This is a genomic window from Sphingomonas tabacisoli, from assembly GCF_042678385.1.
In the GTDB taxonomy this organism is placed as follows: Bacteria; Pseudomonadota; Alphaproteobacteria; order Sphingomonadales; family Sphingomonadaceae; genus Sphingomonas_B; species Sphingomonas_B tabacisoli.
The window spans coordinates 2,155,587-2,170,856 of record NZ_JBHUDY010000001.1 but is presented as its reverse complement, the minus strand read 5'-3'; the positions used below and the strand labels follow the sequence as shown (position 1 = coordinate 2,170,856).

The 15,270-nt window shown below is 64.3% G+C and carries 10 protein-coding genes; 4 read left to right on the top strand and 6 right to left on the bottom strand.

Annotation, left to right across the window (positions count from 1 at the left end; genetic code table 11):
- Positions 1-8: 8 nt before the first annotated feature.
- The 3 genes from ACFSCW_RS11000 to ACFSCW_RS10990 are packed head-to-tail and all read left to right on the top strand — an operon-like array spanning position 9 to position 6,074.
- Positions 9-3,338, top strand: coding sequence for a glycosyl hydrolase (locus tag ACFSCW_RS11000; protein WP_380889150.1), 3,330 nt, complete (start codon positions 9-11; stop codon positions 3,336-3,338).
- On the top strand, positions 3,335-4,459 hold the full coding sequence (locus ACFSCW_RS10995; RefSeq protein ID WP_380889149.1) for a ThuA domain-containing protein: 1,125 nt from the start codon (positions 3,335-3,337) through the stop codon (positions 4,457-4,459). Before ACFSCW_RS11000 ends, ACFSCW_RS10995 begins: the two co-directional genes overlap by 4 nt.
- A 22-nt stretch (positions 4,460-4,481) precedes the next feature.
- Positions 4,482-6,074 (top strand): sodium/sugar symporter, encoded by a 1,593-nt coding sequence (locus ACFSCW_RS10990; protein ID WP_380889148.1) that lies wholly within the window; start codon positions 4,482-4,484, stop codon positions 6,072-6,074.
- A gap of 43 nt (positions 6,075-6,117) precedes the next feature.
- Here the strand turns inward: ACFSCW_RS10990 and ACFSCW_RS10985 are convergent, their stop codons facing one another.
- On the bottom strand, positions 6,118-7,059 hold the full coding sequence (locus ACFSCW_RS10985) for a Gfo/Idh/MocA family protein (RefSeq protein WP_380889147.1): 942 nt from the start codon (positions 7,057-7,059) through the stop codon (positions 6,118-6,120).
- A 496-nt stretch (positions 7,060-7,555) separates the two neighbouring features.
- Between ACFSCW_RS10985 and ACFSCW_RS10980 the strand changes: the two genes are divergently transcribed.
- Positions 7,556-9,349, top strand: a complete 1,794-nt coding sequence (locus ACFSCW_RS10980) for an IlvD/Edd family dehydratase (protein ID WP_380889146.1) — start codon at positions 7,556-7,558, stop codon at positions 9,347-9,349.
- A 9-nt stretch (positions 9,350-9,358) separates the two neighbouring features.
- On the opposite strand, the gene ACFSCW_RS10975 is transcribed toward ACFSCW_RS10980, so the two are convergent.
- The 5 genes from ACFSCW_RS10975 to ACFSCW_RS10955 form a co-directional block, all read right to left on the bottom strand.
- Positions 9,359-10,066 carry a FadR/GntR family transcriptional regulator gene (locus ACFSCW_RS10975; protein WP_380889144.1) on the bottom strand — a complete coding sequence of 236 codons (708 nt, stop codon included), beginning with the start codon at positions 10,064-10,066 and terminating at the stop codon, positions 9,359-9,361.
- 103 nt (positions 10,067-10,169) lie between these two features.
- Positions 10,170-11,483, bottom strand: coding sequence for a xylose isomerase (gene xylA, locus ACFSCW_RS10970; RefSeq protein WP_380889142.1), 1,314 nt, complete (start codon positions 11,481-11,483; stop codon positions 10,170-10,172).
- A 10-nt stretch (positions 11,484-11,493) separates the two neighbouring features.
- Entirely contained in the window at positions 11,494-12,933 is a 1,440-nt protein-coding gene (gene xylB, locus ACFSCW_RS10965; protein WP_380889140.1) for a xylulokinase, read from the bottom strand.
- A 73-nt stretch (positions 12,934-13,006) separates the two neighbouring features.
- Positions 13,007-14,464 carry an MFS transporter gene (locus tag ACFSCW_RS10960; RefSeq protein WP_380889138.1) on the bottom strand — a complete coding sequence of 486 codons (1,458 nt, stop codon included), beginning with the start codon at positions 14,462-14,464 and terminating at the stop codon, positions 13,007-13,009.
- Positions 14,465-14,541: 77 nt separating this feature from the next.
- The gene (locus ACFSCW_RS10955; protein ID WP_380889137.1) at positions 14,542-15,222 is read right to left on the bottom strand and encodes a TetR/AcrR family transcriptional regulator; all 681 of its coding nucleotides are present in this window, start codon (positions 15,220-15,222) and stop codon (positions 14,542-14,544) included.
- Between the last annotated feature and the right edge of the window lie 48 nt (positions 15,223-15,270).

Here is a 15,270-nt window from a genome sequence, read left to right as displayed (position 1 = left end):
AGCCCCGAATGGCACCTGGTCCCCAGCGCCAAGCGCACCTGCTTGCCGCACTCCTCTTCGCAAGTTCCGCTCTTCACCCGCTCAGTGGAGCGGAGCTGAACGACCCGCTCGCCCAAGGCTTTGCAAATCCGCCGCAGAGCGCGCGCCCGCGCGTGTGGTGGCACTGGATGAATGGCAACATCACGAGGGACGGCATCGCCAGGGACCTGGACTGGATGAGGCGCGTGGGCATCGGCGGCGTGCAGAATTTCGACGCCGATCTCGGGACCCCGCAGATCGTCGACAAGCGGCTGGTCTATATGCACCCGGACTGGAAGGATGCGTTCCGCTTTGCGGTTGAGCAGGCCGATCACAAGGGCCTCGAATTTGCGATCGCCTCCTCGCCCGGCTGGAGCGAGACGGGCGGACCGTGGGTGCAGCCCAAGGATGGACTGAAGAAGCTGGTGTGGAGCGAAACGCTGGCGACTGGCGGCAAGCGCTTCAGCGGCAAGCTGCCCGCGCCGCCATCGATCACCGGGCCGTTCCAGACGCTCCCTCTCAGCGACCCCCTGGCGGCTGTCGGCGGAGCCGAGCACAAGGCGCCGCCGACCTTCTACGCCGATGTCGCCGTGCTGGCCTATCCGGTTTCCGATGTCGGCCCGGAGGCTGCGTCCGTCGTTCAATCGAGCAAGGGACCTGTAGACCCCGCGCCGCTTGTCGACGACAGTCTTGAAACGGGCACGGACGTGCCGCGCGGCGGAACCGTCACGCTGACTTATGCCGCGCCGCGAACGATCCGCTCCGCCACCTTCTTCGCGCCGGGCGAAGCATCGGTGTTCACCGACCCGACGATCACGCCGGTGCTGGAGGCGCGCGACGGCAAGAGCTGGCGCAAGCTCGCCAAGCTGCCGGTCGGCGACGTCCCCACCACCGTGTCGTTCGCGCCGGTCACCGCGCGCGAGTTCCGCGTCGTCCTTGGGCCTTACTCCGGGCCGCAGCGCATTGGCCTCGGCGAAGGCGCGCCGGGTGCCGTGCCGATCAACTTCTTCCCGCCGCCTGCGCCCGACAAGCCTGTCAAGATTGCCGAACTGCGCCTAAGCGCGGAAGCTAAAATCGATCGGTTCGAAGCCAAGGCCGGCTATGCGATCGCGCGCGATTATTATGCGCTGAGCGCCGGCGTGCCAGAGCAGGTAGGTGTCGCATCCAAGCAGGTCGTCGATCTGACGGACCGGATGAAGGCGGACGGCACGCTCGAGTGGACGCCGCCCAAGGGCAAGTGGCGGATCGTCCGGCTCGGATACTCGCTGCTCGGCACCACCAACCATCCGGCGCCCGAAGAAGCAACGGGGTTGGAAGTCGACAAGTTCGATGGCGCGGCGGTGCGGCAGTACCTCCAGACCTATCTCGGCATGTACCGGGACGCGGCCGGCGCGGACATGATCGGCCGAAGGGGCATCCGCGCGTTGCTGACCGACAGCATCGAGGTCGGCGCGGCGAACTGGACACCACGCATGGTCGAGCAGTTCAAGCGGCTGCGCGGCTACGACCCGACGCCGTTCCTGCCGACGCTCACCGGCGCGATCATCGGCTCGCGTTCCGATAGCGATCGTTTTCTCTACGATTATCGGCGCACTCTCGCCGACCTGATGGCTTCGGAGCATTACGGCACCGTCGCCGCGGTCGCGCACGAGAATGGCCTCAAAGTCTATGGCGAGGCGTTGGAGGATGTGCGTCCCTCGCTCGGCGATGACATGACGATGCGCAAATATGCCGACGTGCCGATGGCTGCACTCTGGACCTGGAATCGCGAGGGCCTGCCGCGGCCGACGCTGATCGGCGACATGCGCGGCGCAGCCTCGGTCGCGCACCTCTATGGCCAGAACATCGTCGCTGCGGAGTCGATGACTGCCGCGCAGTCGCCTTGGGCGTTCGCGCCCGCGGACCTTCGGCGGATCATCGATCTGGAGTTCGCGAGCGGCGTCAACCGGCCGGTCATTCACACATCGGTTCACCAGCCGACGGACGACAAATTGCCCGGCCTTTCGCTCGCGATCTTCGGGCAATATTTCAACCGGCATGAAACCTGGGCCGAAATGGCAAAGCCCTGGGTCGACTACATCGCTCGTACGAGCTTCATGCTGCAGCAAGGCCGCAACTTCGCCGACGTCGCCTATTTCTACGGCGAGGAAGCGCCGCTGACCGCGCTGTATGCGGAGGCGCCGCTGGCCGACACGCCGAAGCGCTACGCCTTCGACTTCGTTAATCCGGATGCATTGCTCAATCAGCTCTCAGTCGAGGGCAACGAACTCGTCGTGAAGAGCGGCGTACGCTACAAGGCGCTGTATCTCGGCGGCACCAGTCGCCAGATGACAGTACCGGTGCTTCGCCGGATCGCCGAGTTCGCCGATGCGGGGGTGACGATCATCGGCGACGCGCCGGAAGCATCGCCGGGTCTCAAGGATGATAAGCTCGAGTTCGACGCGCTCGTTCGCCGCATATGGATGGGCGGGGCGAACGTGATTGCCGGACAGCCCGTCGAGGCGGGGCTGGGGGCGCGCGGCATCGCGCCGGACTTCAGTTATTCGGGCGAAGCCGAACTGCTGTTCGTGCACCGCAAGCTCGCCGATGGCGACGCCTATTTCCTGACCAACCGCCGCGACCGGGCCGCTCATGTCGAAGCGCGCTTCCGCGTCTCCCGCAAAGCGCCTGAAATCTGGCGCGCGGATACCGGGGCGTATGAGCCGGTATCGTACCGGATCGAAGGCGCTGAGACGATCGTGCCGCTCAACCTTGCGGCGGATGACTCATTCTTCGTCGTCTTCCGCAAGCCCGCCACCACGGACTCCCTGACCGTCGCGCAACCCGCGGCGGTGTCAGCGGTTACACTGGACGGCCCTTGGAGCGTGTCCTTCGAGCCGGGCCGCGGTGCCCCCGGTTCGACGGTCCTCGATGCCTTGGTGCCGCTGTCGAACAATGCCGATCCGGGCATCAAATATTTCTCTGGCGTTGCCACTTATGCCAAGACGATTCCTCTGCCCAAAGACGCCAAGCCCGGACGGCCCCTGTTGCTCGATCTCGGCAGGGTCGGCGACCTCGCCGAAGTGTGGGTCAATGGCAGCCAGGTCGGCACGGTCTGGCACGCGCCCTACCGGATCGACATCGGGTCGGCTGTGCGGGCGGGCAAGAACACGCTGCAAGTTCGCGTTGCCGACCTTTGGGTCAACAGGCTGATCGGCGACGCGCAGCCTGGCGCGAAAATGATCGCTTGGACAGCGCTTCCGACCTACCGGCCCGACGCGCCGCTGCGCCCTTCAGGCCTGATCGGCCCTGTGCAGCTCTTGGTGGAGAACGGCAAATGAAGCTCGGAATTGCCTTGGCCGGATTGTTGCTCTCGGCCACAACGGCACAGGCGGCGGGCACCGACTGCCCGCTCGCGCACCAACCCTATTCATCGCGAACGATCCTTGCCGATGTGCTCGGCGATCCCGCCGCAAAGGCAGTGCTCGACCGTGAAGCGCCGGAGCTGGTCAGCGGCTTTAGCCGGAACTTCGGCGGAAGGCCGCTGCCGCCCGGCTTTGCCCGAATTCTCTCGCTGGAATCGTTGCTCCGCACCCGGCCCAATGGAGCGGCGCTCGCGTCCAGGCTCGACACTGCGCTCGGCGCCGTGAAGCTGACGCCGCAGGCGATCCGCGCACGCTGCGCTGGCTACGACCAGACGCCGCCCGGCTTGCCCGCGAATATCAAGCGGCCGGCTATCCTCGTGTTCGACAAGATTACGGGCTTTCGCGACGCTCCGTCTGTGAATGCAGCGACCGCGGCCTTGAAAGCGATGGCCGCGCGCCGCGGGTGGACGATCGTGTTCAGCGACAACGGCGCCGTGTTCAATGCGCGCGACCTGGCCCGCTTCGACGCCGTCGTCTGGAACAATGTAAGCGGTGACGCTCTCACGGTTCGGCAGGAACAGGCGCTCAAGTCGTGGCTGGCGCACGGCGGCGGGTTCGCCGGCTTTCACGGCTCCGGCGGCGATCCCTTATATGTGTGGGACTGGTACGCGGACACGCTGATCGGCGCGCGTTTCATCGGCCATCCGATGTCTCCGCAGTTCCAAGCGGCGCGGGTTATTGTCGAGGACTCTGGCAGCGCGATCACGCGGGGACTGGGACCCGGCTGGACGATGACGGAGGAATGGTATTCCTTTGCCGCCAGCCCGCGCTCCAAGGGCGCGCATATCCTCGCTCGCCTCGACGAGAGCAGCTATTCGCCTCTAGGTATCGGCGGGCAGGATTTGCGCATGGGCGACCATCCGATCGCCTGGACTCAGTGCATCGGCAACGGCCGTTCCTTTTATTCGGCGATCGGCCATCGTCCCGAAAACTACAGCGAGCCGAACAGTCTGAAGCTGCTCGAGAACGGTATAGCCTGGGCGGCAGGACTGGGCGAAACGCGCTGCCTGGCGGGCAAGGAAAGCGGGACGCGCTGACGCTGCGCGGGGGGAGAAAGAAGTGGGTCTCAGCAACATAGATATTGCTGTCATCGTCGCCTATGCGGTGATGATCTTCGGCCTCGCCCAGTGGGTGTCGCGCGACAAGGCGGGGGCAGGTCCGAAGAACACGACCGACTATTTCCTTGCCTCCAAGAACCTGCCTTGGTGGGCAATTGGCGCGTCACTGATCGCCGCGAACATCTCGGCCGAACAGATCGTCGGCATGTCCGGCTCCGGCTATGCGATAGGGCTCGCCATCTCGTCGTTCGAATGGATGGCTGCCCTCACTCTGCTGATCGTCGGCAAATTCTTCCTGCCGATTTTCCTCAGGAACGAGATCTACACGATGCCGCAGTTCCTGGAGCGGCGCTACGGCCCGCGCATCCGGACGCTGATGGCGTTCTTCTGGCTTGCCCTTTACGTGTTCGTGAATCTGACCTCGATCATCTGGCTGGGGTCGATCGCGGTCACCAAGGTCGCAGGCGTCGACCAGACCGCGGCGCTCGTCGTGCTCGGCGCGTTCGCTTTGCTGTACCAAATCCGCGGTGGGCTGAAGGCGGTGGCGCTGACCGATATCGTGCAAGTCACGCTGCTGGTTCTGGGCGGCCTCATCATCGCGATCATCACGCTCGGGCAGCTTGGCGATGGGCAGGGCATGCTCGCCGGCTGGCAAAGGCTGACCGGCGCGATCCCGGATCATTTCCACATGATCCTGAAAAAAGGCGACCCGCACTATGCGGACCTGCCCGGCCTGTCGGTGCTGATCGGGGGGATGTGGATCGCCAACCTCAGCTATTGGGGGTTCAACCAGTACATCATTCAGCGCGCGCTTGCTGCGAAGAGCATCGACGAGGCGCAGCGCGGCGTGTTGTTCGCGGCGTTCCTGAAGCTCTTGATGCCGATCATCATCGTGCTCCCCGGGATCGCTGCCGTGCTATTGTCGCCGGGGCTCGTGAAGCCGGACGAGGCCTATCCGACGATGATGCGCCTGCTGCCGCACGGGCTGCTCGGCTTGGTCTTCGCCGCACTGGTCGCGGCGATCATCGCTTCGACGGCGTCCAAGATCAATTCGATCGCGACGATCTTCACGCTCGACATCTACGCCAAATTTCGCGGCATCGGCAGCGAGGTGGAGGAGTGTCGCGGCACGCGGGAGCGGCACCTCGTCTTCGTCGGACGCGTGATCGCCGTCGCTGCGACGCTGATCGCGATCGTCACTGCGCGTCCGCTCGTCGGGCAATCGGAGCAGGCCTATCTATTCATCCAGGAGTTCACCGGCTTCTTCACGCCGGGCATCACCGTCATCTTCCTGCTCGGCCTGTTCTGGAAGCGCGCAAACGAGGCGGGCGCAATTGCCGCTGCGGTCGTCTCAGTTGCGCTCTCCTGGGCGTTCAAGCTGCTCTGGCCCGCGCTGCCGTTTCTCGACCGGATGGCCGTGGTGTTCCTGGCATCCGCGGCGCTGGCGATTGGCATCTCACTCGCAACGCCGATGCGCGCCGGTTCCGACACGATCGCGACCGGAGATGTGGACTATCGTACCAGCACGGGCTTCAATGCCGGCGGCATCGCCGTGATCCTGATCCTGATCGCTCTCTACGCGACTTGGTGGTAGGCGGAAAAGAACCGGTCGACGAGGGTCTGAGCCCTACGTGCCATCATTCGATGAAGGGGGTCACGAGCGATTGCCGACCGCATAGGAAAGAGTCCGCGACCAGTCTGAGCGGCGCCACGTCCATGTAGGATCGCCCAGCCCTGATCAACTCGGCGAAGCGTGTATAGAGAGCTTGATATTCGCCATGAAGATCGGCCGCAGCGCCGGTGCTCGCCGCACCGGGAAGAATGAGATCGGCTCCGCCGTTTCGCAAGGTCATTCGGCCGATGTCAGTCTCGATCTTGATGTCCCAGCTCTGCGGACCTTCCTGGCGGAAATCGAGATCCACCGCGATTGGCACGCCTTGCGTGTCCATGAGGCTCAGACGCGCCGCGATTGGAGCCGCCAGGTTGGCCGGGAAATCAAGCTCAGCATCAACCACGAAAATTGGTCGCGGCATGATGATGGTTGCGATCGAAAGCGCATTGATACCGGCATCGAAGACACCCAACCCGCCTGCGCGCCACATCCACTCCTGCCCGGGATGCCAGACACGCACGTCTTCGCGCCAGATAATGGTCACGTGCTTGATCGTGCGTTCGGCCAACCATTTCCTCGCCCTGGCCACGCCTGCGGCGTAGCGGGAATGCCAGCTCGCGAAGAGGGTGACGCCGCAATCGAGGGATAACTCGCGTAGGAACTCGGACTCAGCAAGACTGGGCGCTGGGGGCTTTTCAAGAAAGACGTGCCATCCGCGCGTCAGGGCCCGCGCTGCAATCGCGCGTCGCACCTGTGGCGGTGTGCACACGATGACTGCGTCGACCGGCAGGTTGCTTGTCGTCAGTGCGTCTATATCCTGAAAGACAGGCAAGCCATTGGTGCTCCCGCCTTCCGGGCTCACCGTTGCGACCAAGTCGAACGCTTTATTCACCGCAATCGCGGGTAAGTGGTGCTCGTGCGCAATTCGGCCCATGCCGACGATGGCGACACGGATCGGCTCTGTCACAACGCGCGAACCGTCACCGCAGCCGGCGAAGCCGACGCAAGCGTGTTGCGCAAGGGTAGGGAAAGGGGCTCCGCGCCGATGAATGCCGGGCAGATCTTGGAATGGGCAAGCCGAAGATGACTGTGCGGTTCGGTTACATGATCGCCGAACCCGTTGGCGAGAGCAAACCCCAACCGCCTCGGCGTGCCGTCCTCGCCTGTCATGTCGATGCCTGCGAGATGACCGTTTCTATGTCCGACTTATCTACATAGTATTGTCAAGAGCGCAAGGATCAGGTGGGCGCCTGTATTCGTTTGCGCAGACTGCCGCTTTCAGACGAAGAGCGGCCCAAATAGATAGCGGCGGCTTGTGTGGCAAGCGGCAGTCGATCCAATCCCGGGCGGCCATATAGGTCAGACTATATGGAGCCGCGCCAGCCGTGATATGTGCCGGCGCAAGTCTCAACCCTGGCCAGGCCGCAACACTGTTTTTTGCCGCGGCCCGAATGGAGCAACCTGTGACCGCCTCAAGCCCCAAGCTTCGCAGCCGCGCCTGGTTCGACAATCCTGACAATATCGACATGACCGCGCTTTATCTGGAGCGGTACCTCAACTTTGGACTCAGCCTTGAGGAGTTGCGGTCAGGCCGGCCAATCGTTGGCATCGCGCAGACTGGCTCGGACCTTTCACCCTGCAACAGGCATCACCTGGTGCTCGCCGAGCGAGTCCGGGAAGGCGTGCGCGAAATGGGCGGAATCGTGCTCGAGTTTCCGGTCCACCCAATTCAGGAAACGGGGAAGCGCCCGACCGCGGGGCTCGACCGCAATCTTGCCTATCTGGGCCTTGTCGAGGTGCTTTACGGTTACCCGCTCGACGGCGTTGTGCTGACCATCGGTTGTGACAAGACGACGCCGGCCTGCCTGATGGCGGCGGCAACCGTAAATATCCCCGCGATCGCGCTTTCCGTCGGGCCCATGCTCAATGGCTGGCACAAGGGTGAGCGCACCGGTTCGGGCACGATTGTCTGGAAGGCGCGGCAACTCCTCGCCGCGGGCGAAATCGATGAAGCGGCCTTCATTCGCCTTGTCGCGTCTTCCGCTCCGTCGACAGGCTATTGCAACACGATGGGCACGGCGACGACGATGAACTCGCTTTGCGAAGCGCTTGGCATGTCACTGCCGGGTTCCGCCGCCATTCCCGCGCCCTATCGCGACCGGCAGGAAGTCGCATACCAGACCGGAAGGCGGATCGTGGAAATGATCGCCGAGGACCTCAAGCCTTCGGACATCCTGACAAAGCCGGCGTTTCACAATGCGATCCGCGTCAATTCGGCAATCGGGGGATCGACCAATGCACCGATCCATCTGGCGGCGCTCGCAAGGCATGTCGGTGTAGATCTCCCCCTGAAGGACTGGGAGACAGAGGGGCATGCAATCCCGCTGCTCGTGAACCTCCAGCCGGCGGGTTCGTATCTGGGCGAAGATTATTATCGCGCGGGCGGCGTCCCGGCCGTGGTCAGTCAGCTCATGGACCAGGGACTGATCCATGAGGACGCGATGACGGCGAACGGGCGGACGATCGGCGAGAATTGCCGAGGAGCGGTAATTGAAGACGAGGACGTCATTCGCCCGTTCGGCCGCCCCCTGAAAGAGAATGCCGGGTTCATCCTTTTGTCCGGCAACCTCTTTGACGCTGCGATCATGAAGACGAGCGTCATCTCGCCTGCGTTTCATGAGCGTTACCTCGAAAATCCCGACGATCCCGATGCCTTTGAAGGGCCGGCGGTCGTCTTCGATGGGCCGGAGGACTATCATCGGCGGATCGACGATCCGGCACTTGGGATCACCAGCCAGACATTGCTGTTCATGCGAGGCGCCGGGCCGATCGGATATCCCGGCGCGGCGGAGGTCGTGAACATGCGGCCGCCCAGCTATCTGATCACGGAAGGCGTGGATGCCTTGCCCTGCATCGGTGATGGCCGTCAGTCCGGTACGTCGGGGTCGCCTTCAATCCTCAATGCAAGTCCTGAAGCAGCGGCTTGGGGCGGCCTCGCACTCTTGCGGACCGGCGATCGGGTCCGGATCGACCTCGGGAAGCGCACGGTGAACGTGCAGATCTCGGAAGCGGAACTTGCGGAACGGCGGGAAGCTTTGAGGTCGGCTGGCGGTTACCGGTATCCGCCATCGCAGACGCCGTGGCAGGCGATCCAGCGGGGAATGGTGGGCCAGATGGAAACCGGCGCGATCCTCGAAGGCGCCGAGAAATTCCAGCGCATCGCGCAGACGAGCGGCCTCCCGCGCGACAATCACTGAGAAAAGCAGTCAAGCGCCGAGGGCCGCCTCGGTGTCGAACTGGGCCTGACGGATCAGCGCGACCGCCGCCTCGCGCGCGGCCGGGCCATCCGATCGCGCGATCGCATCGAAGAGCAGACGGTGCTGCGGAATTGGATCGCGAGGATGCCGATTGGTTCGGTATTTGAAGAAGGTCGTCCAGCGGACGGCAGCGGCGATGCCGCCGCCAAGCGAGACGAGCAGCTCATTTGCTGTGCCGTCCAGCAGCGCCCGGTGGAACTCCTGGTCGGCAGCTTGCCCCTCGGGAATGGCGAGACCGTATCGCGCCATGGCGTCAAGTGCGTCACGCATGCGAGCGAGCTGGTCCGTTCTTCGCTCGGTGGCTGCGAGCTCTGCGGCAGCAGGCTCGATGATCAGCCGCAACTGGAACAGGCTGCGGATGAACGATAGGGGCGGGGCACCTTCGAACATCCAGGCGAGGACGTCAGGATCGAGCAGGTTCCATGCGCTGCGTGAGCGCACTCGCGTGCCCGCCCTTGGACGGCTTTCGATAAGCCCCTTGGCGGCAAGCGTCGCCAACGCCTCACGGATCACGCTTCGCGATAGCCCGAACTGCTGAGCGAGCTCGACCTCCTTGGCGAGAATCTCCCCAGGCGGGCGGTGGCCGGTGACGATGGGGGTCCCGATCGCACGCGCCACCAGTCGATGAGCGGGTTCGTAAGGCTTCTCTTCCGCCATATTCGTCCTCCGGGCCGACTGATGCAGTCCGGCGGCGACCCGTCTCAGCGCCGCTATGCTCAGCGAGAAAATCCAAGACAAGCCTGGCCGACGATTCAGGGTGTCATGCCCGATTGACGAGGTTCTCCAGCCACTCCTGACGACCTGAAACCGGACGGGGCGCGAGGTCTCGCGATAACGCAAAATCCGCAATCGTCGCGAGCGTGGTGCCGTCGGAACCGATCATACGCCCAAGCTCGCCGTCCCACCCTCGATAACGCTCCTCGCGAAAGGCTTCGAGTTGGCCGTCCTCGATAATCGCCGCTGCTTTCAGCAATGCGCGGGCGATCGTGTCGATGCCGCCGATATGGCCATGGAACAGGTCGACCGCGTCGATGCTTTGCCGGCGGACCTTGGCGTCGAAGTTGAAGCCGCCGGTGGTGAATCCGCCGGCGCGCAGGATCTCCAGCATTGCGAGGGTCAGTTCCTCTACCGAATTCGGGAATTGATCGGTGTCCCAGCCATTCTGGTGGTCGCCCCGGTTAGCGTCGATCGATCCAAAGATACCGAGCGCGCGGGCCATCGCAATTTCGTGCTCGAAGGTGTGGCCGGACAGCGTTGCGTGGTTGGCTTCGATATTGACCTTCACCTCATCTTCCAGGCCGAAGCGTTTCAGGAATCCGTATACGGTCTGGGTGTCGAAGTCGTACTGATGCTTGGTCGGCTCGTGCGGCTTGGGCTCGATCAGAATCGCCCCGGGAAAACCGATGCGGTGCTTGTGATCGACCACCAGCGACAGGAAGCGGCCGAAGTTCTTCTGCTCGATCGCGAGATCGGTGTTGAGGATGGTGTCATAGCCTTCGCGGCCGCCCCACAGGACATAGTTCTCGCCACCGAGCCGATGCGTCGCTTCGAGCGCGTCGCGAACCTGGAGAGCAGCCCAGGCGAACACTTCGGGATCGGGATTGGTCGAGGCGCCGGCCATGTAGCGTGGGTGCCCAAACAGATTGGCCGTGCCCCAGAGCAGCCGGCGGCCATGGGCGCCCTGCAGGGCTTCCAAATGGTCGACAGCCTCGGCAAAGCTGCGGCGGAAGCCGGCGGCATCGTGCGTCTCCGCCATCACATCGACGTCGTGGAAGCAATAGAAGGGCACATCGAGTTTCTCGATGAAGCTCATCGCCGCGGCCCGCTTGGCCCTGGCCGCAGCCGCATCGTTGGCACCGGCATGCCATGGCCGACTGAACGTGCCGGCGCCGAATACGTCGCTGCCCGGCCAGCAGAAGCTGTGCCAGAAGCAGACGGCGAAACGGAGATGATCCTCCATCCGCTTGCCGAGCACGACCCGATCCTTGTCGTACCAACGATAAGCGAGGTCATTCTTGGAATCAGGCCCTTCGTAGCGGACCGTGTCGAAAGGGGCGAAATAGTCGGCGGACATGGTCTTTCCTTCAGATGGAGCGGGTGGCCGCATAAGCTGCGCGAAAACGGGCAAGCTTGGGCGCGAGCTTTTCGGCGAGCGCGGGATCGGGCGGGATGACGTGATTGGTCGGGGGGCGTGTGCAGATTTCGGCGGGATCGGCGCCGCTGACGGCGACCTGCGCCAGTCGTGCCGCGCCCAGCGCCGGGCCGACCTCGCCGCCGTCAGGATAGACGAGCGTCGCATCCAATGCTGCGGCGAGCACCATGCCCCAATAACGTGAGCGCGAGCCGCCGCCGATTACGGCAAGTTCCTCGACGGTCGTTCCCGCCTCGCGCAGTGCGGCTAAACCGTCGGCGTGGGCGAAGGCAACGCCCTCGAGCACGGCGGCGGCTATCCGCGCCGGATCGGAATCGGTGCCGAGCCCCAGCAGCGCGGCGCGAATATGCGGGTCGTTGTGCGGCGTGCGCTCGCCCGACAGATAGGGCAGGAACAGTTCGGGACCTGCGGCGGGGCCTGCCTGCTCGGCAAGCGCGAAGAAGCCCCCGGCGTCGGTCCCTGTCATCCGCGCGCCCCAGTCGATGCACGACGCGGCGGACAGGTGGACGCTCATCTGGTGCCACATGCCCGGCACGCAATGGCAAAAGGCATGGACGGCGCGCTCCGGATTGGGACGAAATCGTTCGGTCGCGACGAAGATGACGCCGGAGGTGCCGAGCGACAGAAAGGCGTCGCCGTCGCGCACCGCGCCGATGCCCACAGCTCCGGCAGCGTTGTCCCCTCCGCCCCCCGCGACGGGAACGGGCTTCATGCCCCAGCGCGCGGCAACGTCCGCTCGAAGCGTGCCGGCGATCTCAGTTCCTTCGTGGAGCCACGGCATCTGGTCGCGCGACAGGCCGGACGCCGCTAGCATTGGGTCGCTCCAGTCGCGGGCTGCTGTGTCCAGCCACAGCGTGCCGGCGCTGTCCGACACGTCCGAGGCTTTCTCGCCGGTCAGGTGCAGACGGACATAGTCCTTCGGCAAAAGGACCGCGCGGACGCGATCGAAGATGTCCGGCTCGTGGGCTTTCACCCATAGGAGTTTCGGCGCGGTGAAGCCCGGCATTGCCATATTCCCGGTGATCTCGCGCGATCTCGGCTCGGCTCGCTCAAGCGTTGCGCACTCCGCAAAGCTGCGTCCGTCGTTCCAGAGAATGGCAGGCCGTAGCGGGCGATCGTCATGCCCTAGCAGCGTGGCGCCGTGCATCTGCCCGGCGAGGCCTATACCTTGCACCTGCGCGCGCAACTCTGGCCGCAACGCCAGCACGGCACGCTCCGTCGCCGCGCACCAATCATTGGGGTCCTGTTCCGACCAGAGCGGATGGGAGTGCGCGACGGTCAGCGGCGCGCTTGCCTGGGCGGCGATCGTGCCATCCTGCGCCGCGATCACCGCTTTGACGCCCGAAGTGCCGATGTCGATGCCGAGAAACATCGCGGCGATCAGAAGAGGGGATGCGGGTTTGCGGACCCGGTGGCGATCGGCAGAGTGACGGCCACGGCGCGGATCATGCGGCATAGCTTTCTTGGGCACGGATCCGGGCGAGCTTGTCCTGGTCGATGCGGAACGTGCCGACCAGCCACGCCATGGCACTGCCCGCGATCACGATCAGGAAAAGTACGAACAGCGCGAGCGCCTCCGCCTTGTCCGCGGGCATCTTCTCGACCGGCAGGTTTGCCGGGAAGTCGATCAGCCCGAGGAACGATCCCGCGAGCAGCGCCACCGCGCCGCTGCCGAGTTGCAGCCCGATGAACATGAAGCTTGCGACGAGGCCCTGCGCCGGCTTGCCGGTATCGGCCCGATGCTCGTCGCCGATGTCGTAGGTCACGATGTTGAACGGGACGACGTAGAGGCCATAGGCGAGGCCGCCGAAAAAGCGGATCACGAAGACCCACGCGCCAAGCGCGGTCGTCGCAGGCGGCGGCGCAAAGCCCGCAAGCGGAAGTAGGATCGCGCTCGCCTGAAATGTGAAGAAGCTGGCGAGGCCGATCATCATCGCGCGGCGGCTGCCGACGGCGCGAACGAAGGCGGGTGCGAGACCCATTGCGAGGATCGACCCGAAAACGCCAGCCATCAGCAGCCGCGGCGTCCAGGTCTCGTCGAGCTGCCAGAAATAGGTCGCGAGGTGCAGCGAGAGTTGATTGATCACCGAATTGGTGAACAGCACCAGGAATGCGACCAGCATCAGCCGGCCGATGTTCGGCGTGATCCGCACCGCTTGCGCGAACGCCTTGAGAATGGCCATTTGACTAGTCTGCTCGCTTGCCTCACTCTCCCGAGGCGCGTCGGCCGCCTCGATCAGCCGCGCCCGGCGATAGGTGCCGATCCCGCCGATCAGCATCAGCGCGCCGCCCAGCAGCGAGACGAACAGACCGAAGGGCGGATAGGGCGTCGGATTGAGCTGCGGCTTCGGAAAGGCGCTCGTGTGGACGAAGAAGACGCCGAAGGCGATCGCCGGCACGCACAGGATCACGAGCTGGTTGCCGAGGTTGCGGAGCACGGCGATCACGCGGCGCTCGCCTTCGTCGTGGGACAGGTCGCCGCCCAGCGCATAGGCCGGCACGGTCCAGAACGAGATGCCACAGCGGGCGAGCAGGCCGAAGGCGAGCAGCCAGGAGAGGATCGCAAACTGGCTCATCCCCGCAGGCGGGGAGAACACCGCGGCGATGCCGATCATGTACGGCAGCACGGCCGAGAACATCAGCGTATGGCGCCGTCCGAACCGGGTGCCCGCCAGCCGGTCGGACAGGGCGCCGATCCACGGATCGACCAACGTATCGAACAGGATGATGATCGCGATCGCGATGCCGATCAGGAAGCCGTCGAGCCCGACCACCTGCGCATAGAAGAACAGCACGAACGCGTCCCACGCGAACGACTTCAGCAACTCGGGCATGGCGCAGACCATCCACGCGATCCGCTCCGGCCAGCCGAGCCGGCCAGCCGCCGCTATGCCGTTCGCCAACAGCTCTCTCCCGATCCCTGTATTAGAATCGAGATTTTATATTGTAGTCCGCCCGAGTCAACTCGGCAAAATTGCCGTCAGATGTCCGCCTTCAGATAGGCAAGCGCCATTCGCCCGAGTTCGCGCTTGTGCAGTTCCCAATTGTAATCGTGCACCGACTCGCGAAGCGAGCCGAGGCTGAGCTGACGGGCCAACGCCGAGAAGATGATCTGAAAGGCGGCGTTCGCCTTGATCTCGTGATCGTCGCCGCCGAACTCCTCCCGATATTCGAGCATCGCGTTCGTGCTTATCTCCTGCGAGCGGAACGCGCTGCGCTTGCCCGGCGCGGACACCTGCGGATCGATCTCGGCGCGCTGCATCGCGAGGCGGAGCAGCGGCGCGTTTTCCTTCAGCACCTCGGCATAGTCCTCGACATAGCGCGGAATGAAGTCGGCCAGCGACCGCGACTTCGCCTTCACGCCGGCAAGCATCGCGTCTTCTTCCGCCGCGATCTGCTCCAGCGCATTCCCGATTACGGCGCGGACGAGATTGTCCTTGCTTTCGAAGCGCAAATAGATCGACCCGATCGAGACCTTGCCGCGCTGGCTCACTTCCTGAAGCGTGAACTCCTCGCTGCCCCGCTCCACCATCAGCTCGCGCGCGGTGTTGAGCATCCGCTCAAGCGATGCCTTGCTGCGGCCCTGTTGCGGCCGGCGGCTGACGGTCTCGACCGCCAGTTCTCCCGGTGTGTCGTCCTGTTGTTTCAATACTGTTGACATAGGCGGCGATCAGACCTTATCAAAACGAGAACGTCAATTCTAATTATA